Raw genomic sequence first — 26,600 nt, forward strand, 5'->3', positions numbered from 1 at the left:
CTCCTGATCAGTTGGTGCCGAAGTGGCGGCGGTACTCGCCCGGGGTGACCCGGACGGTCCGCCGGAAGGTGCGGTGCATGGTCTCCACGGTGCCGAATCCACAGCGCTGGGCAACCGCACTGACCGTCGTGTCGGTGGTCTCCAGCAGCCGCCGGGCCGCCTCGACGCGGGCGGCCTCGACGTAAGCGGCGGGCGTCCGGCCGGTACCGGCCCGGAAGGCCCTGGTGAAGTTGCGCTCACTCATCCCGGCGCGGGCCGCCAGTACCGGGACCGCCAGGTCCGCGCCCAGATGGTCTGCGATCCAGTCCTGCACCGCGCGCAGCGGCGCCCTCGACGGGCGCTGGGCGGCGAGCTGGGTGCTGAACTGCGCCTGGCCGCCGGGCCGTTGCACGAACATGACGAGCTGCCGGGCGATGTCCCGGGCGAGGTCGGCGCCGTGGTCCCGCTCGACCATCGCCAGCGCCAGGTCGATGCCCGCGGTGACCCCGGCCGAGGTCCAGACGTCGCCGTCCCTGACGAAGATCGGGTCGGGGTCGACGGTCACCTCCGGATACCGCTCGGCCAGTTCGGCGCAGCTGTTCCAGTGCGTGACGGCGCGCCGGCCGTTCAGCAGCCCGGCCGCGGCGAGCAGGAAGGCACCGCTGCAGACGGAGGCGACCCGGTCGGAACGCCGGGCGGCCGCGGTGAACCACCCGACGAACTCCGCGTCCTGGGCCGCCCGCCGCATACCGGGACCGCCGACGGCGACCAGCGTGCCGATCGGCCCCTCGCACGCGTCGAACGTCAGCGTCGGGGTGACGGCGAGCCCGCCGCTGGACGCGACCGGTCCCGGGGCGGCAGCGACGGTGTCGATCCGGTAGCCGGGTCCGCCCGGACTGTGCCGTCCGGCTTGCGAGAACACCTCGTGCGGCCCGGTCAGATCGAGGATCTGGAAATCCGGGGCGACGACGAAGACGATGCGTTGGCCGGTCACCGGTTCATCGTCACCGCCCCGGAGGATGGCGGCAAGGACAGGGTTATGACGATTCCCGCCACCCCGAGTCGTGCGGCTTCCGCCGGACGCAGATCCGGCGGAAGCCGGCAGGCCTACGCGCCGCTCGCGTCCAGCATCTCCGCACGCTCGACGATCTTCACGCGCTCGCGGCCCTGCGGCTCGCCCAGCGCCCGCTCCGCGGCGTCCAGCCGGTGCCAGCCCTCCCACGTGGTGAAGCGGACGTTCCGCTCGCCGAGGAACGCCTCCACGTCCTCCGGGGCGGGCGAGCCGGGCGTGTGCAGCCGGCCGTTCGCGAGGTCGTCCAGCAGGCTGGCGACCGTCTCGTTGGCGTCGCCCTTGGTGTGGCCGATCAGCCCCACGGGGCCGCGCCGGATCCAGCCGGTGACGTAGGTCGACCGCAGGTGCTCGCCGGTCTCCTCGATCACCCGGCCGCCCTGGTCGGGCACCGTGCCCGACGCGACGTCCCAGGGCAGCTTGGGCAGCTCGTCGGACAGGTACCCCACCGCACGGTAGACCGCGCTGACGTCCCAGTCCTTGAAGGTGCCGGTGCCCTTGACGTTGCCGGTGCCGTCGAGGGCGGTGCGCTCGGTGCGCAGCCCGACGACCTGGCCGTCCTCGCCGAGGATCTCGGCGGGCGACTCGAAGAAGTGCAGGAACAGCTTGTGCGGGCGGTCGCCGACGTCGCGGATGGCCCAGTTCTCCAGGGTCTTCGCGACCATGTCGGCCTGCTTGTTGCCGCGCCGGGTCGCGATCGAGCCGTCGTCGTAGTCGATGTCCTCGGGGTCGACGATGACCTCGATGTTCGGGGAGTGGTCCAGCTCCCGCAGCTCCATCGGGCTGAACTTCGCCTGCGCCGGACCGCGGCGGCCGAAGACATGGACCTCCAGGGCCTTGTTGGCCTTGAGTCCCTCGTGGACGTTCGGCGGGATCTCGGTCGGCAGCAGTTCGTCCGCGGTCTTGGCCAGGATGCGCGCCACGTCGAGCGCGACGTTCCCGACCCCGAGGACGGCGACCTTCTCCGCCGTGAGCGGCCAGGTCCGCGGCACGTCCGGGTGCCCGTCGTACCAGGACACGAAGTCCGCCGCGCCGTACGAACCGTCGAGGTCGCTGCCGGCTATGTCGAGCGCCCGGTCCGCCGTCGCCCCGGTGGAGAAGATCACCGCGTCGTAGAAGGTCCGCAGATCGTCCAGGCTGATGTCACCCGGGTAGTCCACGTTCCCGAAGAGGCGGACCTGCGGCTTGTCGAGCACCTGGTGCAGGGCCGTGACGATGCCCTTGATCCGCGGGTGGTCGGGGGCGACGCCGTAACGGATCAGCCCGAACGGCGCCGGCATCCGCTCGAAGAGGTCGATGGACACACCGGGCGCGACGGCCGCCGGGGATTTCAGCAGCGCGTCGGCGGCATAGATCCCGGCGGGGCCGGCTCCGACGATTGCTACCCGCACAGGGCGAAGCATGATCAGGTTCCCTTCGAGCGGTAACAGACGGACTCGCCGGGAAGCCTAAACTAAGGCAAACCTAAGTTAGTAGCCGGGTCAGACCTATGACCCCATAAGGCCACCTTATGGGGTCTCATAGTCAAGGTGTACATCGGTAGCTGGCTTCGCCGGCGCCCCACCGCAGGTCAACCGTGCACTTGTGAAGCCTGGAACCAGAGCCTCCGGCATCGCCCCGTCTTCGAGGGCGTCAGGCACGCCCTGGGCGTAGGTGGCGGGAAGCAGCCAGGCAGGAGGACAACCACGTCGCTTCCTCGCGATTGATGATCAGGCCGTCGGCCGTAATCATCCCGTCCATGATCTCGCCGACCCGTATCGAGTGATCGCCCACGCGAAACATCTGCCAATCCGCGTCGCTGTGCCAGAGCCGGGCGGTCTTCTCACCTCGACTCTGGGCGAAGACGAGCTCCTCGCCGTGCTCGTTCAGGAAATAGCCGACGTAGTCCTTGTCGGTGATGGCACCACCGCACAGGAGGGCCAGGAACGACTCGATCGCAGGAGGGGCGTCCTTCATGCTGCGGGCTCCTCGGTCGAGTCAGAGTGCTGCTGTGCCGACGAGAGCGCCAGCATCCGGGCCGCCGAATCCAGCAAGGTCTCGTACGTGATCACTTCTATGCGCGCCATATGCGAGTTGTAGGTGCGCAGAGTTTCCGCGACCTCCTGGGGGTGACGTTCCCGCTCACGTACCGCGCGTGCCCGATCACCACCGTCGCCGAGGACCTGCGGGTGTCAACACCGTGATCCTCAAGGATGGACCGGCGGTTCTCGTCCATGGCGCGGAGGTAGTTCTGTGCCTGAGAGACCGCGCGATGAACCGGTGCACCCAACATGAAATGGCCGTCACGTCGGATGATCAGGTCCTTGATATTGGCACGCTTGAGTTCCACCACGTGCAAGGAACCGTCACCACGCAGCAGCGGAATGTCGAGGATCGTGTCCGAGGTGTACTGCCGGCGTGCCAATTCGGCCACATAGGCTCCGCCAAAGATCCATTCCTGGTTCTTCAGGCAGGCGTGGAGAGCACTCTCGGAGCTGTCCGGGTCCTCTGCGGCGGCACGCAGGGCAGCGAGGCCGGTTCTCCTGACCTTCAGTTCGAGCAGTTGGGCCAACAGATCTGCGTCAGCGTCGGCCAGGACGTCGCTCATCATCCGCGCGGCCTCGGCGGAGGCCGGCCCCGGAACGTTTCGCAGAAGTATTTCCATGTGCCCGAACTGCTGCAGTCTTCTCACTTCCTTGACGGACAACTGGACTCCGCCCTCTCCAGCCCCGAGGCCCAGGTGATCACCGGACCGGGCGACACCGCGAAAGAGATCACGAGCGTCAGCGGCAGTGGCATCGGGGTTGTCTCGGCACAGGACATCCAGGGCGGCGACCGCCCGGTCGGCACCCATGGCGACCATTCTCCGCATGCTCTCCTCACTGCGCTGCCGTGCCTCCTCGTCGTAGTAGTTCTCCAGAATTTCGAGGAACAGCTCGCCTCCGGCATAAGCGGCGAAGCGCTGAAAGCGCTGGGCGAGCCCGAAGTCCCCGTGCAAGACGGCCTCTTGCGCTACATCCTCCAAGGCATCCACGAGCGGTCGGCCCCTGCCGTACGTCCCGCCGAAGCCACCCATGATGCGCAGCACCGCGTCGATGCGCTCCCGCACGCGCGCGTCCTGGGTGAACTCCCGGGCCGCCTGGACCATTTTCCAAAGCGTGAAGCCGGATCGAAAGGTCGTCGCCATGCGGGCCACCCTAGGATCGGGCACTGACATTGATACTCGTAGCGGGTTCAACGGGCAGTCGAGAAGAGGCGGAGGATCAGGTGCCCAGAGGGCCGATCCGAGCGGATTGGGCCCCGCTCAGGGCACCGGGCGCGATGCAGCCGGCGGACGAGAGGAGCAGTGTGGATCACCTCTTCGCCGTTGCCGGCCGAACGGCAGCACCTCCAGGAGTGGGTGATCGACCACCTACAGGTGCTCGGCGAGCCGGTGCTCATGATCACCTCCGAGTTCGACCGCTGGGCCGATACGGACGGGGTGCTCGCCCGCGACAGACTGGACATCCTGGGCCGGGACGCCACCGGCCGCCTCGCGGTGGCCGAATTGAAGCGGGGAACGGCCGACCGGGATGTGCATCTCCAGGCGATCACCTAAGCCGCCCTGGCATCCCGGTTCGCCCTTGACACGCTGGCCCAGGCCCACCGCGAATTCCTGAGGGGACGGGGGCAGACCGTCGAGTTCCACGCCTGCAGGAGGCGCCTCCTCGATCATGTGGACGGAGACTGGAGGAACGCTCGCGCGCCCGCAACGCCGTGCACGTTCTCGTTGGCGTCGGGCTGCTTCTGGACGGGGCCAGACTGCGGCTCGTTCCGAGGCACGGCGCGCCGGAATCCCTCCGCAGTGCCATCCCCACCCGGGTGGGTGAGGAGGAGAACCGTGCGACCGCTAGATGGATCAATAACACCGCCAAGCCGTTGACCTGGGACGCCGACGGCGAGCCGTACACGCCGACCGGACTCGTCAACCACATCTTCACCAGCGTGGCCGGCCGGACAGCCGACGGGATACAGGACACAACGTGGTGGGATGTCGACACCGACCTCGTCCCGGGGACTGTCGACCCTGATGCATGGGCGGCCTTGGCCGGCACCAGCCTGGCGGTCCTGGCCAAACAGCTCAGCGGCACCCGCGAGGACTGGACGAGTCTGCACACCTTGCTGGAAGCCATCTCGGCACACGAAGGCTCCCCCGCCAGCATCCTGGAGGCCGAGGGCATCCGCTTTGACGCGAGCGCCGCCGCTCAGGAAGCGCGCCTGCCACTGAACGAACTCCGGCAACTACGCGAAGCCTGAATACGTCCCCACCCCAAGTCCAGTCATGCAGGCCCTGGGGCCCAGGTGGTGATGCGCGTTCATGTCGATGTGCACCGCGCAACACCTCCTGTTCCCGCGGTAACTGACGGCGGTCACTGGCACGCCCCGTAACACCACTGGGCAGCCACGTGATTGTTCCGCTTCACGGCCTGGAGCGCTGACCGTAGACTCCTGCCTTCAGGGGGCATCATCGGGACTTGTGCGGCCAACGGGACGACGCGAACGTTCCTGGCAGCTCTTCACGTTGGCGGCAGAACGCCTGCCGGGAACGCCCACGCTCTGTTGGCCCAGAGGCGACGATCAGCGGGGACCAGCGTGACTATTCCGAACGGCTTCGGCGACAACGCAGATCGCGAACGGCTCAGGGCGATCCTCGCCGGATGGCGGACTTCCCTGGTGGATCTGAGCGGACGCAACCGTCTGCTCAACTTCAGGCACACCAAGTCGGCGACTCTGGAGATCTCGTTACCGTCCGCGCAGAAGCTCGTCGAAGGCCTGGATCGCGGCTGGAGCTTCGCGCCACTCCCGGACGATGAGCCCGAGACAGATGGGGCAGTGGCCGCCACCGTCGCCATACCCGCCGCGAAAGGCGAGCACGGGGACTGGATTGTGACGCAGAAGACCACAGCGCCGGCCCTGCTGCGCGCTCTGAACAGTCTGCGTAGCAAGTCGACGCAGCTGTTCAACGACTACGGCCTGTGGACTCTCAACCTCGGTGTCGGCATGCTCCGCTGGCGCGAGGACGGTGCCGAGACGAGCAGCGACGCCCCACTGATCCTGCTGCCGGTCCTCATCGAGCGTACGAAGGACGGCCGGATCCGCCTCAGGGCCAACGACGACGAGGACCCACGGCTCAACCCGGCTCTGAAGGTGAAACTGGAGCAGTTTCACATCGACTGGGCGTCGGTCGTCGAGCAGGATCCCACGGATCTGCGTGCAGTGCTGTCGACTGCGGCCCGTGCAGTCGCGGGCAAGACCGGGTGGCAGGTCTCCGACCGTGTGGTGGTCGCGCTCTTCGCTTCCCACAAGGAGTCGATGTACCAGGATCTGCTGGACAACGAGTCCCGGGTGCTGGACAGCGATCTCGTCAGGGCGATGGCGCTCGGCGCGGGTGCCGGCCTCGCGGACGACCGCTTCTATTTCGAGGCGATCGATCTCGACCGGATCGACGAATTGAGCCCTCCCGAGGACTGCCCGCTGGTGCTGGACGCCGATGCGTCTCAGCGACAGGCCGTCGCCGCCGCAGTGGCAGGACAGTCGTTCGTGCTGGACGGTCCACCAGGCACCGGAAAGAGCCAGACGATCACCAACATGATCGCCGGGTTGATGCATGCGGGCCGCAGCGTGCTGTTCGTCAGTGAGAAGGCAGCGGCACTCGATGTCGTGCTCAACCGCCTGCGATCCGTCGGACTCGACTCGTACGCGCTCGCCCTGCACAGCCACAGCACCAGCCGCAAGGCGGTCGCCCACGAACTCGGCCGGGCCCTGGCGGAGGAACCGCGGGCGCCACAGCTGTCACAGCAGACCTTGGCGCAGGCTCGCGAGACGCGGATGGCGCTCAGCGCCTACGCCGAGGCGATGAACGAGGTCCGTGAGCCACTTGGGCAGACTCTGCACGACGTGATCGGTCAGGTGGGGCAGCTGTCAGAAGCGCCGGTCGCGTATCTGACCGCAAGCGACGACACCGCTCCGCAGGAGCCGGCGGCGTTCCGGGCGGAGCACCTCAGCGGTTCGGATCTGCGCCGGATCATAGAGGCGACGAAGGGCATCTCCGACGCGTGGGAAGCAGTCGCAGATCCGTCGTTCCCCTGGCGGGACCTGCGGGCGGGCTTACCGCATCCCAAGCCTGTACTCGAGCAGGCCAAAGCAGCGCGCGATGGACTCGCCGTAGCCGTGGACCGGTACCCGGACCTCGCGGCCGATGGAGAACCCATCACCGACCAACCCGGCATCGACCGCCTGCTCGCGCTCCTGGCACTCCTCGACTCCCGCAGTCCGGTGCCGGAGCCCTGGCTGACGACCAGCAGCTTCGCAGACACTGTGGAGGACCGGGTCGATGTCTTCCTGACGGAGCTGCGCAGACTCCAACGCGCAACCGCCGCCGCCCGCGCTGCGGTCGGCGAACGCTGGCAGGAGGTACCCACCCGGCTGATGGCCGAGCCGGGCGCGGCCGAGCAGGTACTCCTGGCGCTCTCGCCACCCGGGCTCGAACCCATCGGTTTCACCGAGGTGCGTGCCCGCGAGCTGGCCGACGAGCTCGACGCAACGGCCGACGTGCTGGAGCGCACCCACCAGAGCCTCACCAACGCCGGCCGCACGGCAGGGCTCAACGCGCCGGAAAGCCTCGAGGAGGCCCGCCACGTGTGTGACGTGATCGGCCTGGCAGGCACCACCCACCGGCCGCCCGACCAGTGGCTGGCTCCCCAAGGCGCTGAACGGGCGGAACAGGCCGCGGTGTGCGTCATCGCCGACGCGCTGAGCGCGTTCTTCACCCGCCGGGATCAGGTGCGGTCGGCACAGTCGCTCGCGGCGTCCCAGGCAGGTCCGGGTTGGGCCGATCTGCGCGCGGAACTGAATGCTGGGAGACCGGCCAACGATCTGGCTCTCGACGAGTTGGAGCCGGTCGGCGTCGACATAGCTGCCCTCTCCCGCAGGCGGGCAGCGGAGCTGGCCGAATGCTTCGAAACTCTGGCGGACACCCTGGAGGCAGCCGGGCGGCACGCCGACTCCGCAGCCGCACGGCTCGGCTACGGCTCCCCGAAGTCGACGATGGAAGCGGAGGACGTGGCCACGCTCATCGAGTCGGCCACCGCGTCCGACCGTGCCCTCAAAGACTGGCTCGACCCGCGTGTGCGGCCGCTGGCGCGGGCGGCGGTCGCTGACATCACTTTGGCCGCCGCCCAGTTGACGGCGGCCGAAGCGGCGGCGCGCGACATGTTCCTGCCCGAGGTCGTATCCGCACCCGGACTGCCCGAAGCCATCGGGCGTCTCGCGGAAAGCCGTAGGGGAATCGGCGGCATGCTCTCCAGCGGCGTCCGCGCCGACCGGAAACTGGTTGCCCAGCTCACCCACGCTGGCTCATGGCGCGGCGATGTGCACGACCAGCTGCCGCTCGCCCTCGCCTGGCGCACCGCATACCAAGATCTGCGCACGCTCACCGCGTCCGACGCGGAGCTGCTCGGCCGCTACGGACGGACGGAGCTGCCGGACATCCCCGCCCTGGGGAAGGCACTCGAGCACGCCGAATCCGTCCACAGTCTCGCACCGCACACGGTCGCGGACCCTTACCGCAGGGGCCTCCTCGCCGCTCAGCTGGCTGACGGCGGTGAGCCGCACCGCGAACTCCTCGAGCAGGGAGCCGCCCTACGCGACGGACTCGCCGTGTGGCACCTGCACCTGGGCCGTCCGTATCTCTCGCCCTACGCGGCCGAGCTGACGAAGAGACCGCTCGCCGACGTCGCCCGCTGGCTGCGCGCACATCTCGCCCCACTCAGCCAAGCAATCGCCCTGCTGGACACCGTGACCTCGGTGGGCCACCCCGACGACAGCCGGGGTTCCGATCACACCCTCGCTTCCGCGCGGACCGCGATCACGATTGCCCACGCGGCTCAGCGGGAATCGGCTGCCTTCGGCGCCCGGGCGACGACCGACCGGGCACTTCTCGGTCCCTGGTACCGAGGGCAGGACACCGAAGCGACAGATCTGAGTGAGACCGCTCCCCACGGTGTCACGGGCTATGAGGCCACCGGGAATCTCCTACGCCGCGCCCTCGATGCGACCCGTCGACAGACCGGCCCACACGCGAGCGACCTCGAGCGCGACCTGCTGGGCCGGTACGCCGCGGGCGGCCGTCCCGCCACCGACGCCGTTCGCAGCGCGCTGGAGGCCGCGCACCTGGTCGCACGTCTGGCACCGGACACCATCGCCGACCCCGCGCGCCGGGCTCAGCTCGCCGATGTACTGGCCGACGGCCGGCCCGAACCACATGGACTCCTCCGGCAGACGGAGAAGATCCGTGTCGAACTGGACCGCTGGCACGCGTATGCCCGGCAACCCCACCTCGCAGTGGTCGGCTCCGCACTCGTCGCCCACCCGCTGGACAAGGCGGCGGACTGGCTGCGTGCGCATGTGGAGCCCTTCCACGATGCGGCCGACCTCGTTCGCTCGGTCGCCCGCGTCATGAACGACAGTGCCGGGCTGACGCTCTCCCGTGCCCGGGAGACGGTGACCGCCGTCGTCTCCGCGCGAGCAGCCGAGGCACGGTTCGCCGAGAACGACTCCGCCTACCGTGAACTTCTCGGAGTGCTCTACCAAGGCCCCACAACCAACCGCGACGAGGTCCTGGACGGCGTGGACTGGGCCCAGAAGGTGCGCCGAACCGCACACGCCGGCCACTCCGCGCCCTTGTCGGAAGCAGCCGCGCGCACACTGCTGACCACACCCCCCAACCTCTCCGTCTCGACGCGTGACGAGGACTGGCGCCGCCAACGCAATGCCCTCGCTGGACACTTCGAGCCCGTACGAGCGGAGGAGCTACGGCGTGAACTCGGCCAGTCCCTGCCTGCGGCAGAGTCCGTCCTGGCCCGCCTGGACCGCGACCCGTTCGGCCCCGATGCGTGGACAAAATGCGCCGGCGCGCTGACGCTCCTGCGCGGCTATCACCTCGAAGGACTGCCCGGCCAGCTCGCCCAACGCGAGGTATCGGCCGATGACTTCCCGGCGGCGATGGAACGCTCAGTGCTCACCGCCTGGGTCGAGCACCAGCTCACCGTCGACGCCCGCCTGAAGCCCATGCAGGCAGCAGAGCGCGACGAGCTGGTGCAGCGGTTCCGGTCAGCGGACCGCGATCTGGTGGCGGCGGCCCACGCCGACGTCATCGCCGCGTGCAACGCCCGCCGCCCCCGCCGCACAACCGTGGGCCAGGCAGCGGTGATCCGCCGTGAGGCGGAGAAGCAGCGCCGCCACATGCCGGTGCGCCACCTGCTGGGCCAGACCGGCGACGTCGTCCGCGTGATCAAGCCCTGCTTCATGATGAGTCCGCTCACGGTCAGCCAATTCCTGCCGCCGGACTTCAAGTTCGACGTCGTGATCTTCGACGAGGCCTCTCAGGTGCTTCCGCAGGACGCTGTGAACTCCGTCTATCGCGGCAAATCGCTCATCGTGGCGGGCGACCAGAAGCAACTGCCGCCCACCTCGTTCTTCAACGCGGGCGGAGCCGGGGATGAAGACGACGAGTGGGACGGCAACGACGCCGCCTTCGAGTCCATTCTCGACATGTGCAAGGCCAGTGGCGTGCTCACCGGCCTGCCCCTTCGCTGGCACTACCGAAGCCGTCACGAGAACCTGATCGCCTTCAGTAACCACGAGTTCTACGAGCCCAGGATGATCACGTTCCCAGGCGCGCTGGAGCATGGCCCGGACATCGGCGTTGAGTTCTTCAAAGCGGACGGGGTCTACGACCGTGGCGGCCAGAGCAACAACCCCGGCGAGGCCGCCAAGGTGGCGCAGCGCGTCATCCACCACTTCGACACCCGCCCCGGACTCACACTCGGCGTGGTCGCTTTGTCGAAGGCGCAGGCCGAGGCGATCGAGGAAGCCGTCCAGAAGGTCAGGGCGGCCCGCCCGGACCTCGACCACTTCTTCACCGAGGGCCGACTCGACGGCTTCTTCGTCAAGAACCTCGAAACCGTCCAGGGGGACGAGCGCGACGTCATCATTCTCTCCATCGGCTACGGCCGGGACCAGAACGGCAAACTGCTCTCGATCTTCGGGCCCATCAACAAGGAGGGCGGCTGGCGGCGCCTCAACGTCGCGGTCACCCGCTCTCGACGCCGCATGGAGGTCGTCGCCTCCTTCCACGGAGGCGAACTGCCCGACAGCACCAACAAGAGCGTGCAGCACCTGAAGCGCTATTTGCAGTACGCGCAGCACGGCCCGGCGATCCTCCAGACGGAGGCCGCCGCCGATCCCGAGGCGGCACCGGAGAGCCCCTTCGAGGAGGAGGTCCTGGATGTGCTGCGGGGCTGGGGTTACTCGGTCCAGCCGCAAGTGGGCGTCGCCGGCTTCCGCATAGATATGGCCGTACGTCATCCGGCCGCGACCGGCACGTACGCCCTCGGCATCGAATGCGACGGCGCCATGTACCACTCCTCGCGTGCGGCCCGCGACCGCGACCGGCTGCGTGAGGCGGTTCTGACGGACCTCGGCTGGAAACTGCACCGGATCTGGGGCACGGACTGGTACCGCAACCGACGGGACGCGGTAGCGCGGCTGCAGGCAGCGGTGGAGGCGGCTTGCGAGGTGGATCCGCACGCGCGGCAGGACCCCATCCCCTCAAGAGAGGGTGGCCGTGATCCGGTGGTGGACACCGACAAGGGCATCATGGGCGTGAGTGCCCAGGCAGCGACCACGGGACAGACCGCCGGTGCCTCGGACCCAAAGGTGCGGTTCGTCTCGGTTGACGACGGGCCGGTGGCGTGGAGCCGCCCATACCAAGAGGTGGACGTGAAACTGCTGGTGGCGGTACGGAACGGGTCGGCCAGGCAGGAGGGCCGGCCGGGAATCGAGCTTCAGGATCCCGATGCCGCCGGTGTGGTGGCGGAAGTCGCTCTGTTCGTCATCGAGGTCGAAGGACCGGTCGAGCAGGAAGTGATCTTCAAGCGTGTCCGTGAAGCGTGGGGCCTCGGCCGCTCGGGTCAGGTCGTACGAGACCGCATCGGACGCGCCCTGCAGCGCCTGGTCAGACAGGGAAAGGTTGTGCGGCAGGGGACGGCCTACGACCGTCCCGGCCGCGACGTGGAGTTCGCGCGGACGCCGACTCCGCAATGCGAGCGGAAAGTCGTCGAGGTCCCTGCATCGGAGCGGCAGTTCGTGCTCCGGAACGTGGTCGAGGAGGGGCCCGGTGTGCACCGTGAGGACCTGCTGCGGGAAGCGGCTCGCTTCTTCGGGTGGGCGCGGCTCGGGTCCGACATCAGAGACGCGCTGACGGAGGACATTGAGGAGTTGACCTCCGGGGGGTACCTGGTCATGACGGAGAGCGGACTGATGCCTGTGCAGGGTGCTTGAGCCACGGCAGAGGGCCCCTCATCCCCCTGCCGCATCCGTCGTAGGGCTGTCGATCACGCCAGGTCCATGCCATAGACATCGCTCTTAGTTCGCGCGAGCGGAGTACGGCGGCATGGCCGCTCGGATCGATCTTGGTCAGCCCAGGAAGGACAGCCGCACCTGGCGCCGGGGATTGTCCACGTTCGTGTCCGCGAAGCTCCGTTGAGGCAACCTGTCAGTGCAGTCGCTCCTCACTCAGTTGACCAACGCAATCCTCACACGTGATCCCTGCCGTCGAGAACTCCGCCACATAAGGGCGCGTCCCTGACGGGGCCCAGAGGTGCGCCTCTCCAGCGCGGACGCGCGAGAAAGGCCCTGCCGACATTGAGGGTCAGGTGCCCCGGGAGGTGAGGGTCTTCATGGTGACGTAGCTGGTCACGGTGACGACGCCGGGCAGACCGGCGAGCCGGTTGGCGTGGACGTCCTCATGGGCGGCGAGGTCGGCGGCCTCGGCCTGGAGCAGGTAATCGAAGTTGCCAGTGATGTAGTGAGCGAAGGCCGCCTGCGGTAGCTGGATCACAGCGCGTTCGAAAGCGGTGACGTCGGCGCGGGCGTGGCGCAGGAGGCGGACGCCGACGAGAACGCGCAGGCCTCGGTCGAGTGCGGCGGGGCGAGGCCGGCGTTGCTGATCCGCCCGTTCTTCACCAGCACGGCCAGGATGCCCCGGTCCGGGGCTCCCAGAAGCACAACGCCGTTGCCCCCCATTATCGCTAAGGAACGGCCTGAGGGAGGTTCGCCCATGCGTGGTGTTCTGAGTGAGGTTGAACAACCTGACAGTTGCAGCGCTGTCGCCTTGAGTAGTCGACGCGAAGGATATTCCCACCAACTCAACGAGCCGCCTCCGGCGCCGTTTCCAGGGTACTGGGACGCGGCGAGCCCGATTGCGTAGCGTTACGGTTCGCTCTGATATTAGACCGACCAGCTAGTCGATTCGCTATCGAACTCTTTCCGACACCCAGTGCATTCTCGAAGTTGTCAGCAACATCCGGAAACCTCAATGAGTCGATCTCATGGACTGGCAGCGCCGAGGCCTCACCTGAGGAATCCACGGAGAAAATCCGAAGAGCCCCGCAGCCGCAAGGTTTTCTGCCGCATTGAAACCAGTTCCACAGTTGCGGACGAGGACCGGCGTGTCTCCGGCCTCCACCTAGTACGTGTGGAGGTCGCCGACGCGCAACGAAACCGAAGGCCGCCCGCCAGCACAGTCGGAGGAAAATCTGCGGGCTATTCTTTCCAGGGTTTCGTCGGGAGAAATAAGAGACTTGATACTGGCGTTGATTACGTTTATTGCCCTACATATTCCTAAGCAACCACAGAACGGGCCGCGCGAGACAGCTTAGATCATTGCTCGTCCAAGCGATATGGGTGCAAAGGATCCACTGAGCATACGAACATTCTCAGCTGCCCCGCCCTCCCGACAATCAACTCTGTCGGCCTAGAGGCATGATGCCTTCCGATACGATCCATGTCTTCCATTGGGACCCAGCTCCGATTACCACGATCCCATTCCTTGCTGTCCATGGAAAGCAGGAGATCCATTGGCGCGCCACAATCGCAGTTCAGTTCGACTGGACCAGTGAGATGCCACGAGGGAAATCCAGCTACCTTCCAACCCGGTGCAATTGACAAGTCGAGCTGGTAGGGAACTGCTTCGAGCTGCTCCTGAAGAGATACCGGCAGCACCTCAATATCCGGGAACTCTGCGACACGCTCCGGATGCAGCACGCAGGACTGCGGAAAGTATCCGTCCGAACCCACCACTTCAGGCTCCTCTCGGCGCGACGGTTGACCAGCCACGTCTTCGGAGCGACGCCATTTCAAGCGAACGTCCAAGCCGTTGTCAGCACCGTGCGCATCGAAAGGACACCAGAGAATCTGTAGTAGATCCATGCCATCGGGAACAGGCATGTCCGGAACATCCCGCTTATAGATCTGCGCCACGGCAAGAAGCGGAATCGGCTCATTGTCCCTACGTTCAGAACCGATAGTGACCCGTTTCTCCAGCACCTCCAACATTTGGAGTTCATCTCCCGTCGGCCCACGCCGCGCACCAGGGTCAGGAATTCGATCCCAAGAATCTGCCAAGATGCGCCGCCGAGCACGGATATTTTCCGGCACCTCTCCTCTGTTACGTCGATGCGGCTCAGTGCATACAAGCCACGGTTCATCCACTGGCCAGAGCAGTGGGCCCCCAACTGAGCTCTCGAGAGAACTCGGCTCTCCAGGTCTCGGATGCAAACGAGTGGCCATGCCGCCAAAAGGAGCGATAGCAGGGAATACGCGAACAACGTCAAGCGGTCTGGCCGGCGTAGTTCGAGTCACTTATTTCCCCCAAGGGATCCGTCAGGATACGGCGCAGCCGCCCTCGGGAAACGAGGGCGGCTACAACCCGTCAAAGTGGAACGCGCCTGACAGCGACTTATCGTCGTCCCGTCACTCCGACGGCTCCACCTACTGGCGCTCCTCGATAGCTCATCGTCGCCAGGAATCGTTAATCAGAGATTCCTGCATCCGCATCAGAATAGTAGGAGCGAATTACTGACGAGTATGCTTGCGAAAAGCTCTCACTTCTCACCAAGGCCCCTTCGGGATTCATGAAAGCCAGCATATCGAGGCCGCGCAGCTCCGCCTCCATAGAACTGAAGTCAACCAGTTCAGTATCAGCATCTGCTACTTCGCGAATCATTTCGTAATGCGCTTCAGCAAGCTCATCAGCCCTCTCCAGTGCGCAGGTAAGATTTTCCACTTCGCCTGGATCCCGCAGGAAATCGAGGACTTCTGTCGCGAAAACCATGTGATCGACGATTTCGGCTTCAAATGGCGGACCTTCAGGATCGCTGGCCTCTAGAGCTTGGTCAAGGGCTTCATATGGCCCATCAAGATCAACCTGACCAGTCTCTGCGCGCGCCAATTTCAGGGCAACCTCCGAAACTCGCGCAAGCGCATCGCGATCCTGCTCGAACCATGGGGAGAACCTTGGGTCATGGTGGATGTTGCAGTATCGAACGAGCAGCAGGGCTCCAAACCTCAGCTTCTCATCGAATTCGAGCCCCTCGACCCCTCGAACCACGCTGGAAATATCTGTCACTTTCCAAACATCCTCTCACCCATGTAGCTAAACATTCCGTTTGCGTATGTTTTAACGCGGCCACGGAATGTCGGGCCCTCAAGAGATCCGCCCACGTCTCGGACCGTATTTTCACAGAATGCGCAAACGTTTCGATTGGCCGCCCCGCCAAGGAGCTCCCAGCCGTTCTTTGCAATGTAGTTCAGGGCAGTTATCTCTGCATGCCCCTTACCATTCGCGTAGACCTCACCAGCAGCTGCGTCCAACTGTTCCTTGATTGCCCGAGGAACATAAGGGCGATTCGAGGCGACGACTGAACGAATATTACCCGCCGCATCCCGGGCCTTGAGCACGGCAGTGGTGTCGTTCTTGAAAGCATATCCACCATCGCCATCCTCAGCCCCCTTCCAAAGCCCCTTGTGCAACTCTGTCGCACGGTCGTACGACTGCTTCCCATAGACACTGCAGTTATGGACCAGGACCGGAGTCGCGCCTGCGAGCACATAGTACGTGTGGAGGTCGCCGATGGTGAGGTCGTAGGTGGTGGTGTTGGCGTGGAAGAGGCGGACGTCGGTGACTTGAGCGGTACCGGTCGGGGTTTGGAGGATGTCGCCGGGGTGGAGGTCCTTGGCGTCGGTGAACGAAGCCTGGGTCTCGTCGTAGAAGGGGTGGTGGAAGGTGGTCGTGAGGTGATCGCTGGTCTGGGTGTTCACCTGGGCGGCCACGGGTGCGGTCGCTGACAGATCGGGCCTGTCGGCGGCCGTGTGGGTCGCGCCGAAGGTGGCGAAGAGGGCTGCGGAGGCGGCGAGGCCGACGACGGTCTTCTTCAGGGCGCTCTTGGCCACCGCCTTGGTGGCGGAGCCGGTGGAGCGCTTGATGGCTACGTCGACGAAGTCGTGGTCGGTGGTGGTGACGATGACGGCGGTGACGGTGTGTGCTTGGGTGCCGGTCTGGCCGGGGACGGAGTTGGCGATGGTGTCGCCGACCTTGACTGTGTCGATGGCTTTGGTGGCGCCGTTGGCCATCAGGACTCGGGTGTTGCCGGTGAAGCTGTGGGTGGGGCATCCGCCGGTCTCGGAGCGTGATCCTGCGGCGTCGGTTTCGGCCTTGCTCGTGGCGCTTTGGGTCGCGTCGGTGGCAGCCGTTTCCTCAGCCTCGGTCGCGCCCTTGCCGAACAGTCCGCCGACGGCCCTCATCGCCTTGGGCGCCAGCTTGCTCAGCAGTTTCCCACCGAGAGAGCCCAACGCCCCGCCCAGTGCTCCGGCGATCGCACCGGTGACCGCGGAGCCCGCGAACGCCCCGACGCTGCAGGCGGCGCCGCCGGCCTCAGCGCACTTGAAGCCCTGTTCGACCAGAGAGCCGGCCGCGCCTGCGATCGCCGCGCAGCCGATGGAACCGACGCCCACGGTCAGAGCTTCACAGCCGGCGAAGACCGCGGTGGATACGACGAAGGAGGTAATCGCCGCCGCGTGGTGCTTCACAAAGGTAGCGGCGGTCTTGGCGCCCTTGACGGCAGCGGTGTAGGCCTTGCGTGCTGTCTTTTTGAGAGCGGTGGCGCCGCGTTTGGTTGCTTTGACGATTCGGTGAACGGTGCTCGAGGCAGCGTGGTAAGCGGAGTGCAAGTGGTTGACCGCGCTGCGGTAGAGGCGTCGGGCGTGCCGCGATGAGTAGGCGTAGAGGCGCCGGCCGTAGCGGACCGTGGAGCGGTAGGCGTCGTGGAGCCTGTTGACGGCCTTTTGCACGGTGCGCTTGGCCTTTTGGACCACGGTTGCGACCTTGGCTGCCACGTAGTGGTAGGTGGCGGCGGCGGCCGTGTACGTGGTGGTGACCGCGCTCTTCACCTCGTGGTAAGCCGCCCTCGCCTCGCAGGCCGCGTCGTACCAGGAGCACTGGCCGGACGGGTCGCTGCCGGCCAGGGGGTTGTCGTTGACGTAGGCGAAGGGGTTGGCGGAGACCGAGTGCGGCACCGGGTTCAGCGAGACGCTGTCCTTGTTCATGAAGGTGCCGGTGGCCGGGTTGTACCAGCGGGAGGCGGTGCCGACCTTGCCGGTGTCGGCCTCGGTCCAGCCGGACTGGAATCCGAGGTTCCCGCTCAGGGCGTTCTTGGCGGTGGTGTTGCCGGTGGGGTCGTAACTGGCCGAGCCCGCCAGGGTGGTGGCTCCGGAGGTGAAGGTGCCGACCACATCGTTGTGCCCGTCCGTCATGGCCAGCACGCCGGTACTGGTGGAGGTTGCTCCGTTGACGTTGATGCCGATCAGCGCGCCGGAGGGGTCGTAGGAGTAGGTGTAGTTCCCGTCACTGGCGATGGTGTTGCCGGCGCCCGAGTACTGGAAGGTCCGGGTGGAGGTATCGGCGCTGTTGGCGTCGGTGATGTTACGGCCGGTCGCGTCGAGCGTGTAGGAGTGGGCACCGGCGGTGATCTGGTTGCCCTGCGCATCGGTGGTGTAGGCGACGGTCCCGCCTGCGGACGAGGTGTCCGATGTCATCGTGCCGCGCGCCGAGTACGTGTAGCTGTGTACGCCGTCCGACGTCAGTTGGTCGCGGGCGTCGTAGGTGTAGACGTTCGCCCCGACCTGGGTCCGGTTGCCCGAGGCATCGTAGGAGTACGCCGTGTTCACCGTGCCGTTGTTCCACCCGGTAAGACGGTCGGCCTGGTCGTAGGTGTAGGTGTTCGCCGAGGCCCCGGCGACCCCCGTGGTGTTCTTGGAGGTGATGTTCCCGTTCTTGTCGTAGCCGTAGGAAATCGTGGCCAGTGTTCCGGCGCCCTGGACCAGGGTGTCCCCGGTCAGGTCATGCGCCGAGTTGTAGGTGTAGGTGCGGGACTGGCCCGTGGCCCCGTACTTCACGGAGGCCACCTGGTTCACGCTGTTGTACCCATACGTAAGCGCCGTGCCGGTCGCAGCATCGCTCAGCGCGTTCATTCGCCCGGCTGTGTCGTATCCGTACGAGGTCGTCCCGGCCGCGTCGGCCCGGGTCAGCGGTGCCGCGTCGTTGTTGTAGGTGAAGCTGGAGGATCCGGCCGAACCCGTTGCCGACAGGAGGTCGCCGCGGTCGTCGTACCCGAACGTCTCGTGGGTGGACGCCTGGTGGTCCTTCTGGCCGGTGATGCCGGCTTCCGAACTGTCGGCGGTCAGGATCTGGCCGTTGTTGTCATAGGTGAAGGACCGAGTGGCGGTGGCCGCTTCGGCTGCGGTGCCGGATGCCGAGGTCAGAGCGCCGTTCTGGTCGTACGTCATCGAGGTGGAGACGCCACCTGGTGACATGGCGGAGACGAGTTGGCCGTCGGCGTCGTAGACGTTGGTGGTTGTGGAGTCCGCCGGCGAACTGTACGTACTGGTGGACGGTTCGGTGACCGACTGCTGTTGCCCCCAGGGCGTGTAGGCGTATTGCCAGGAGTTGCCACGGCCGTCCGTGAAGCGGGTGCGGTTGCCGTCGGCGTCGTAACCGAAGGCGGTGGTGATCGAGGAGGTGGGGGTGGCCGGCTGGATCTCCTGGGTGACGGTCCCCGCCGCGTCGTAGGTGAAGCGGCTGGTGTTGCCGTTGGCGTCCGTCGCGGCGGTGATGTTGCCGACACCGTCGTAGACCTGCGACGTCTGCTTGAGCAGGTTGTTGAGGACGTCGTACTGCTTGCTGCTCGCGGGCTGGCCGGCGGCGTTGTAGTCGGTCTGGGTCCAGGTGCCGTCAGGCAGGATGGTCTTCTGCCTGTTCCCTTGGAAGTCGTACGTGTACTGGGTGGTGTTGCCGGCCCCGTCGGTGGCAGAGGTGACATCACCTGCACGGTTGTAGCCGTAGCTACTGGTCACGCCGCCGGGCGTGGTGGTGGAGGACAGGTTCGCGCCGTACGGGTTGCCGGCAGTGGCCGCGTAGGACTTGGTGGATGTCAGTGTGCGGGTGGACGGGAAACGCTCCAGGGTGGTGGAGGTCAGTGGCCGTCCGAGGTAGTCGTAAGTGGCTTGCGACACGGCACCGGTGGCATCGGTGACGGACAGTTTCTCGCCGTTGGTGTCGTAGGTGGCGTGGGTCTTGGTGCCGTCGGCGGCGGTGCTCTGTGCCACGTCGCCGAGCTGGTCGTACAACGCGCTGGTGGTCTTCCCGCCCGGGGAGGTCGACGAGATCTTGTTGCCGTCGCTGTCGTAGGCCCAGGTCGAGGTCGCGATGATCGGCGTGGAGGAGCCCGCTGGGGTGTACGGCGGCAGGGTCTCCGAGACCTTGTTGCCGTTCGCGTCGTAGACCGTGGTGGTGGTGTTGCCGGTGGGGTCCGTTTCCTCGACGGCCTCACCGAAGGTGTTGAAGCCGCTGGCCGTGACCGGGTGGGTGCTGACCGGCGCACCGCCGTCGGTCTCGACCTGCACGGTGGGGGCGGTGGTGACGGCGAGGTTGCCGGCCTCGTCGTAGGAGTAACTGGTGGTGTTGGTGTTGGCGTCGGTCATGGACGTCGGCAGACCGCGCTTGTCGTAGGTCCATTTGGTGGTCTGCTGAGAAGAGGAGCCGACGGTTCCGCCGGTGCGCCCGTTGCCGTACAAGGTGGTGATGTCGGCGGCGGTCAGAGCCCGCGGGTAGGCCTGTACGTTGCCGACCGATCCGGCTGTCACGTTGCTGACGGCGCCGCCGGCCAGTTTCGCACCGCCGATGGTCATCGGGCCATTGCCCGTCCAGGGGGCCGTGTTGGTGCCGGTGCCGGCCAGAGCGCCGTTGACGTACAGACTCATCGCGCCGTTGGCCGCGTTGAACACCCCGACGAGATGTGTCCAGGTGTTCAGGGCGGGGGCGGCGCTCGCGTGAGCCGAGGCGTAAGCCGCAGGCGACGCGGAATCCGAACTGGGGGCGATGAAGGTGTAGGAGTTCAGGGCCTTGGAGTACTGCAGATAGAACGACGAGTTCGTCGTCGCTCCTTGTGCGACGAAGGTGCGGTAGGTCGATGCGTCAGAGAGGTTGACCCAGGCCGACACACTGTAGGAGGCGGAGGTGTCCAGCACCGGGGAGTTGGTTGCGATCACCGAACCCGTGCCGGTCGAGGTGCCGGCGAAGGTCGCCGCGCTGTTGTTCCAGGTCACTCCGGAGCTGGGGACGGCGGCGGTGTTGCCGGTGCCGGAGGCGTCGGTGACGGTGCTGCCGGCACTCTGGTCCAGTTTCCACCAGCCGGCGGGGTGGCCGGAGGCGTCGCCGTACAGGGTTTGCGACAGGGTGTTGCCCATCACGTCGTATGTGCTGCTGGTGGTGCGGTCCCAGCCGGACGAGTCGTGATCGTTCTGCGTGGCGACATGGTCGTCGGGGGTGTAGGCGACGCTGGTCACCCGGTCCACGCCGGTCGGATCCACGGTCGTGCTGGTGGTCCGGGAGGCGGCGTCCACGGTGAAGTTGGTGACCGTCGCGCCGTTGTCGCTGGTCTGCGACAGCGGGTTCGCGGCCGCGTCGTAGGTCATGGCCTGCAGCACGAAGCTGTTCGTGCCGGCCGCGTCCTTCTTGGTCACGGTGGAGGTCAAACCGTTGTCGGTATAGGTGTAGGCCGTGGTGTTGCCCATGGAGTCGGTCACCGACGCCAGGCGGCCGGCCGGGTCGTAGGCACGGGAGGACTCCGTCAGCAGGGTCGGGGCTGACGGGTTCACAGGGTCGCCGGTGAACATCAGGCCCTGAGTGAGCAGGTGTCCGTTGTCGTCATAGGTGTACTGGGTGGTCGTACCCGCCGACGACACTTCCTTGGTCTTGTTACCGGACAGGTCGTAGCTGAAGGTGTTCGTGTTGCCGTTGCTCGCGGCCGCGGCCGCGTTGGCGTCGGACTGCGAGGCCAGGTGGTCGTACGCGTCGTAGGTCTGACTCTGGGTGCGGGAGGTGTCCCCGCCACTGGCGTCCGCGACGGTCTGGGAGGTGACGTTGCCGTCGCCGTCGAAGACGGTGGTGGTTCTCGCGGCGTGCGTGGCGCCGGTGACCCGGTCGGTCAGTTGTGGGTCGTCCTCCTCGACGACCTGGCCGGCCTTGTCGTAGACGTACGTCGTCTTCAGTCCGGCGGGGTAGGTGTCGGAGACGACCTTCTTGGTCAGTACTTGACCCAGACCGTCGTAGGTGTACGAGGTGACCAGTCCGGCCGCGTCCGTGGTGGAGGCGATGTCACCGGTGTGCAGGTAGGACACGGCGTTGACCGCACCACCTGGTGACACGGTGCGCACCGGCAGGCCCTTGGGCACCGTGCCGCTGTCGGCGGCCGGGTAGGAGGCGCTGCCGTCGCTGAAGACCGTGGTGGCGGTGCGGCCGGAGGGGAATCCGGCGACCGGCGCGGTGGTGGTGGCGGTCTCGTCACCGGCCGTGTCGTAGCTGAACGACGTCAGGTAGGTGTTGTCTGTCGCGGAGGCGGAGCGGCCGTCGCGTTCGGTCACCAGGACGTCGTTGCGCGGGTCGGCGGTGGTGAGCTGCGCGGTGGTGTCGTCCGGGTAGTAGCTGTAGTACTGCGTGGAGCAGGCGTTGGCGGCCTGGTTCTGGCAGGTGGTGGAGGAGACCACGTTGCCGCGGACATCGTGACCGGTGGTGGTCATCGCACCGTTGGGGTTGATGACGGTGTGCTCGAAGCCGCCGGTGTCGTAGCCGAAGCTGGTCTTGTTACCCAGCCCGTCGGTCTCCGACAGCTGCCGGTTGTTGTTTTCCACGTCGTACTGGTAGGTCGTGGTGGCGTCAGCCGGTGAGACCACCTTGACGGTCTCGACCGGCAGCAGGCCGGTGGAGTTCTTGGCTGCCTGGAAGTGCGCGGCGGCGTCCTGGGCGGTCAGGGCCGAGCGGTAGACGGCGGCTTCGGCGAGCGAGCCGTTGAAGTACGCGACGGTGCCGTTGGTCAGGCCGCTCCAGCCCGAGCCAGTGGTCCCGGCGCCGAGGTAGTCAGTGCTACGGCCCGACACCGACAGCGCGCTGGTGGTCTTGGTGGCGGCCTGGGTGCCGTCCAGATAGAGGGTCTGGCCGGCAGGGGACGCGCTGAGCACTGCATGGTGCCATTTGCCGTCGGTGACCGTTCCGGTTGTCACCATCTGGACGGAGCCACTGGTGGTGTAGAAGCCGCCGTAGAGCTTGTTGTCGCTGCCGACCCATAGTTGCGGAGTGGTCGAGGTGACGGTGCCACCGATGGGAGCCGACTGCTGGTTGAGCAGGATCCCCCCTCCGTGAGTGGTGGCGAACCACACCTCGGCGGAGGCCGAAGTACTCCCGGTCTGTGCGTCCGGTATCTGGATGCGCGAGGTGGTGCCGTTGAACGTCGCGGTCTGCTGGTCGGTGAACGGTCCGGCGGTCCCGAGCGTGACACCGCTGTAGGTGCCGTTGCCACCGCGCGTCTCATCGACGGCGGCGCTCGCTCCGGGAACCTCCCCCAGGCGGAAGTACTCGGCGGGTGCGCCGCCGAGTACGGCGCCGCGGTAGGTCTGGCTGGAGCCGGACACGGTCGGTGTGCCCAGTTTCCACACGCCGCCGTTCTCGTCGGTGACCTGGGTCAGGGTGGTGGTGGCCGGGTCGTAGGCCATCGTGGCGTAGGCCTTGCCAGAGGGCCGGGTGGTGGAGGTCAGCAGGCTGGCCGCATGGGTGCCGTACTTGTACAGGGTGCTGACATCGGCAGCGACCAAGGGCTTGTCGTACCAGGCGACGTCGGCGATCGAGCCGTTGAAGTAGGTGGCGTAGCCGGTTTTGACGGTGTCGCTCTGGTGGGGCTGGTCCGGCCATTTGCCGCCCAGGTATCCGGCGCCGAGGTAGTTGAAGGGCTGGTTCATGCCGAACCCTTGGCCGCTCATGATGGAGACGCTGCCGGAGACCGATCCGACCTTCGTGCTGTCGAGAAAGAGCGTCTGCGAATTGCCTGCTGCGGCGAGCACGACGTGGTGCCACTTGCCGTCGGTCACGGCGGCGGAGGTGGTGATCGGCGCCATGCCGCCGCTGTACCAGAACTCGCCGTTCAGCTTGCCGTCCGTGCCTACATACAGCGACGGGGTGTAGTAACCCGCCGAGTTGCCCGCGGTGATGGGCTGGGAGGCGTAGGAGTAGAGAACGCCGGGGCCCGCGGAGGTTTTGAACCACAGGGAGATCGTGCCGGTGTCGGTGTTGTTGCCGGTGTCGTTCGGCAGCACGACGTTCGAGCTGGTGCCGTTGAAGCCCGCGGCCGTCGCGGTACCGCCGGTCACCGGTCCGGGCTGGCCCAGGTTGACGTTGCTGTAGGTGGCGTTGGTGGTGCCTTCGTTGGCCAGGATCGCGTCCTTGGCCGTACTGCCGGAGGCCTCGGACAGTGGCCACATCGCGTGTGGGTCCAGGTCCAGGGTGGCGTTCTGGTACTGCGAACCGGAGGTGTAGCCGTACTTCGTGCACTCGGTGGTGGTGTCCGGGGCGCACACCGAGGACAGCTGGTCGCCGGTGTAGCCGTACGTCCACGTTTGCGCGGTGGCCTGGTCGGTGCCGGTGACCGGGTCGGTGACGACCGTGGCCACATGCGGCGCGGCCGCACCGGCGGGGGTGTTCCACGTCAGGTGCAGGGCTCGGCCCGACACCGCCGATGCCATCTGGGTGATGTGGCCGCCGGCCCAGTCGAAGGTCAGGGCGCGCGCATTGGCGTCGGCTACGGAAGTGAGGCCGTAGCCGCCGGCGCCCAGGGACTGGGTGAAGGTGTAGATGGTGTCGTTCTTGTCGGTCAGGGTGTAGCCGCCGGTGACGGCTCTGAACGTCGCGAAGCGGCCGGCGGGCGGCGAGAAGGTGACGCCGTCGCCGTTCTTGCCGTAGCCGACCTGGGAGCCGTCCGGATAGGTGACCACCGCGCTGGTGACCGCGCCTGCGGGGGTGTACTGCTCGGTGACGCGGGCGTCGGTGATCGCGGACCAGCCCGAGCCGAACGATCCGGTCCAGCGCGGGTCGCGGGAGTTGTAGTCGCGCACCACTTCCAGGCCGGGACCGGCGGTGGAGATGCTGGCGTCGGTGTCGGACGTCGTGTAGTTGCCGCTCGTCGCGTCGAAACCGTGCTCGCTGCTGTTCTGCGACAGACCTGAGGTGATCACCGGCTGCGGTATCTGGATATTGAGGGCGTACCAGGCAGGTGCGGGCGAGTACAGGCCGCCGTCGTAGGCCTGCACGCCCCAGTAGTACGACCTGCCCCAGGCGAGCTTGCCGGCCGGCACCGTCCAGTTGCCCGTCGCGACCAGCCCGGAGTCGGCGATCTTGGCGTTGGTGGTGTCGTAGACCTGGAAGTCGTACTTGGTGGTGGTGTTGGCCTGCGCGTTCGCGCCGCCCGCCCAGGCCGTCAGCTCCGGAGTGATGGTGTGCGCGGTCGCATTGTTGTTCGGGCTCTGCTGGTAGACCTGCGGGCCGGCGTTCCCGGTGTAGGTGATGTCGATCCACGGCCCGAGGTTCGGGTCGTTGAAGGATCCGAACTGCTTCCAGTGCAGCGCGTCGGTGGTCGCCGCGTAGATCGCCAGACCGCGGTCCGTGGTGCTGCCGCTCATCCAGCCCTGGATGGCGGACGTGGTCAGAGGCACGTTCAGCCAGTCGCCCACCGTGCGGTTCGCCGCGGAGTTGGCGCAGGCGTTCGGCACGGACGGCGTCAGGTTGCCGATCGACGCCCCGTGGGACGGGCCGGGGTACGTCGTCACACCGCTGGGCGTCCAGGCGCTGGTGACCAGCGCGACGTCGAACCGCTCGGCTGTACAGGTGGCCGCCCAGGTGTCGAACAGGTGCACCGACGCGGCAGTGACGGTGACGTTGGTGCCGTCGAAAGAGCTGTACCAGTGGTTGCTGAAACCGATGGCAGAGTGCGGACCGGAGTCGTAGGAGCCGACCTTGATGGTCTGCTCCGAGGAGTGGTCGCCGTCGGCGCCCGATTCGGCGTAGGTCGTCGTCCAGCCGTCCTGCACGATCGGGTCCACGGTGACGGGGAACTGTCGGGCCGCATCGTGCAACCAGCCGGCATTCAGGGTGACCCGCAGCGCCGGGCTCCCGCCCTGCTGTATCAGCTGGTAAGCGACGGCGTGCGTGGTGGCCGGGTCGCCGGAGCGCGGGTCGACCTTGGAGTCATAGGCGTATGCGGCGGGTATGCGCTCGATCGTCTTGCCCGCACCGTCCCGCAGGTCGATGGAACCGTCCTTGACCTGGACGGGAGTCAGGCCCTTGAGCGTCAGCGGGAAGGTCCAGGAGTTCGCCGCCGCCGCGGAGTGCAGGACGATCGCCTCCTTCAGACCGCTGGCCGTCGGCGCGAGTTCCACGTCCGTGCCCGGCAGGGCGTTCGCGTAGGTGACGACGGATCCTGCGACGGTTCCGGTGACCGGCGCGACCCCCTGCAGCGTGTACGACACGGAGTGGCCCGAGTCGGCGGCGAACGAGGCAAGCGGTCCGTTCGCACTCGTCGCGGCGAGATCGACACCGACGGAGTTGGCCGCCTCATGCCAGCGGCCATCGCTGCCGGTGTGTACTCGGGTGTCGATCGGCTGCCACGCACCCGAGGCGTCCTGGTAGTTGACCGGCGTCTGCGTCACCCGGCGCGTCGTCGTGCCGTCCGCGTTGTCGAACACGGTGGCCGTCTGGGTGGACTTCGCCGCGTTGCGACGGCTCGTGCGCGCCGCGAATCCGTCCACGGTCCGGCTTGGGCCGGACTTCGCGGCCTTCGCGTACGGGTGATACGGGTCCAGTTCTCCCCGGCCCTTGCCGAGTGCGTTTCCGACGCCCTTGCCGGAATGCGTGGCGGCGGCGCTGGCCCGGTGGCTCAGGCCCTCCGCAGTGCCACCGGCCTGCCGGGGCAGGTGGCCCCAGTGCGGATCTTGGAACCATCCGACGATCGTCGAGAGTTTCGGCAGCGAGACAGCTTGAAGTGTCGCCCCTTGGGCATACGCATCTTGCGTGGTGAGCAGGAGCACCAGTGCGGTGAGCGCGAGCGTCGCCACGCGTCGGCACCACCGACGGTAAAGGGCACTCCGCCGGGCAGGACGGCGGAAAGGACGAGCGCGCACAGCAACAGACTCCAGACAAGATCGACAGAAAGCTCGCTGATCTTGTCCGCACTTGTCGCTGTACAGCCAGGGTCCATAGGTGATCTTGACTGTAGCTTTACACCGCCCATATGGGACGTAGCACTTTGTCCGCTGT

General features: G+C 66.8%; 12 protein-coding genes. 3 read left to right on the plus strand and 9 right to left on the minus strand.

Features of this window, described 5'->3' with window-relative positions; translation table 11 throughout:
• Positions 1 to 7: 7 nt before the first annotated feature.
• From LNW72_RS08485 to LNW72_RS08500, 4 genes are all read right to left on the minus strand, one after another.
• A complete protein-coding gene (locus LNW72_RS08485; protein WP_250974844.1) occupies positions 8 to 973 on the minus strand; it encodes a GlxA family transcriptional regulator in 966 nt (321 codons plus the stop codon).
• Between the two features lie 113 nt (positions 974 to 1,086).
• Positions 1,087 to 2,451, minus strand: coding sequence for an FAD-dependent oxidoreductase (locus tag LNW72_RS08490; protein WP_250974845.1), 1,365 nt, complete (start codon positions 2,449 to 2,451; stop codon positions 1,087 to 1,089).
• A gap of 229 nt (positions 2,452 to 2,680) precedes the next feature.
• Positions 2,681 to 3,004, minus strand: a complete 324-nt coding sequence (locus LNW72_RS08495) for a hypothetical protein (RefSeq protein ID WP_250974846.1) — start codon at positions 3,002 to 3,004, stop codon at positions 2,681 to 2,683.
• Between the two features lie 97 nt (positions 3,005 to 3,101).
• Positions 3,102 to 4,214 carry a Shedu anti-phage system protein SduA domain-containing protein gene (locus LNW72_RS08500; protein WP_250974847.1) on the minus strand — a complete coding sequence of 371 codons (1,113 nt, stop codon included), beginning with the start codon at positions 4,212 to 4,214 and terminating at the stop codon, positions 3,102 to 3,104.
• Between the two features lie 159 nt (positions 4,215 to 4,373).
• Between LNW72_RS08500 and LNW72_RS08505 the strand changes: the two genes are divergently transcribed.
• The 3 genes from LNW72_RS08505 (at position 4,374) to LNW72_RS08515 (ending at position 12,409) form a co-directional block, all read left to right on the plus strand.
• Complete coding sequence (locus LNW72_RS08505; protein WP_250974848.1) at positions 4,374 to 4,625, plus strand: hypothetical protein; 252 nt, start codon at positions 4,374 to 4,376, stop codon at positions 4,623 to 4,625.
• A 263-nt stretch (positions 4,626 to 4,888) separates the two neighbouring features.
• Positions 4,889 to 5,323, plus strand: coding sequence for a hypothetical protein (locus LNW72_RS08510; RefSeq protein ID WP_250974849.1), 435 nt, complete (start codon positions 4,889 to 4,891; stop codon positions 5,321 to 5,323).
• Positions 5,324 to 5,659: 336 nt separating this feature from the next.
• Positions 5,660 to 12,409, plus strand: coding sequence for a DUF3320 domain-containing protein (locus LNW72_RS08515; RefSeq protein ID WP_250974850.1), 6,750 nt, complete (start codon positions 5,660 to 5,662; stop codon positions 12,407 to 12,409).
• Positions 12,410 to 12,779: 370 nt separating this feature from the next.
• Here LNW72_RS08515 and LNW72_RS08520 read toward each other — a convergent pair whose 3' ends face one another.
• The 5 genes from LNW72_RS08520 to LNW72_RS08540 all read right to left on the minus strand — a co-directional run bounded on the left by LNW72_RS08520 (position 12,780) and on the right by LNW72_RS08540 (position 26,398).
• The gene (locus tag LNW72_RS08520; protein WP_250974851.1) at positions 12,780 to 12,968 is read right to left on the minus strand and encodes an Lrp/AsnC ligand binding domain-containing protein; all 189 of its coding nucleotides are present in this window, start codon (positions 12,966 to 12,968) and stop codon (positions 12,780 to 12,782) included.
• Positions 12,965 to 13,135: a hypothetical protein gene (locus LNW72_RS08525; protein WP_250974852.1), complete on the minus strand. Its 171-nt coding sequence runs from the start codon at positions 13,133 to 13,135 to the stop codon at positions 12,965 to 12,967. Before LNW72_RS08525 ends, LNW72_RS08520 begins: the two co-directional genes overlap by 4 nt.
• Before the next feature lie 654 nt (positions 13,136 to 13,789).
• Positions 13,790 to 14,464, minus strand: a complete 675-nt coding sequence (locus tag LNW72_RS08530) for a hypothetical protein (RefSeq protein WP_308401912.1) — start codon at positions 14,462 to 14,464, stop codon at positions 13,790 to 13,792.
• A 475-nt stretch (positions 14,465 to 14,939) separates the two neighbouring features.
• The gene (locus tag LNW72_RS08535) at positions 14,940 to 15,536 is read right to left on the minus strand and encodes a hypothetical protein (RefSeq protein ID WP_250974854.1); all 597 of its coding nucleotides are present in this window, start codon (positions 15,534 to 15,536) and stop codon (positions 14,940 to 14,942) included.
• Complete coding sequence (locus LNW72_RS08540; protein ID WP_250974855.1) at positions 15,533 to 26,398, minus strand: LamG-like jellyroll fold domain-containing protein; 10,866 nt, start codon at positions 26,396 to 26,398, stop codon at positions 15,533 to 15,535. Before LNW72_RS08540 ends, LNW72_RS08535 begins: the two co-directional genes overlap by 4 nt.
• Positions 26,399 to 26,600: the final 202 nt, after the last annotated feature.

It is taken from the genome of Streptomyces sp. RKAG293, assembly GCF_023701745.1.
GTDB lineage: Bacteria > Actinomycetota > Actinomycetes > Streptomycetales > Streptomycetaceae > Actinacidiphila.

Excerpts from the sequence above, each read along its gene's own strand:
- LNW72_RS08490 (WP_250974845.1), bottom strand. The coding sequence starts at position 2,451 with ATGCTTCGCCCTGTGCGGGTAGCAATCGTCGGAGCCGGCCCCGCCGGG.
- LNW72_RS08530 (WP_308401912.1), bottom strand. The coding sequence starts at position 14,464 with ATGTTGGAGGTGCTGGAGAAACGGGTCACTATCGGTTCTGAACGTAGG.
- LNW72_RS08495 (WP_250974846.1), bottom strand. The coding sequence starts at position 3,004 with ATGAAGGACGCCCCTCCTGCGATCGAGTCGTTCCTGGCCCTCCTGTGC.
- LNW72_RS08500 (WP_250974847.1), bottom strand. The coding sequence starts at position 4,214 with ATGGCGACGACCTTTCGATCCGGCTTCACGCTTTGGAAAATGGTCCAG.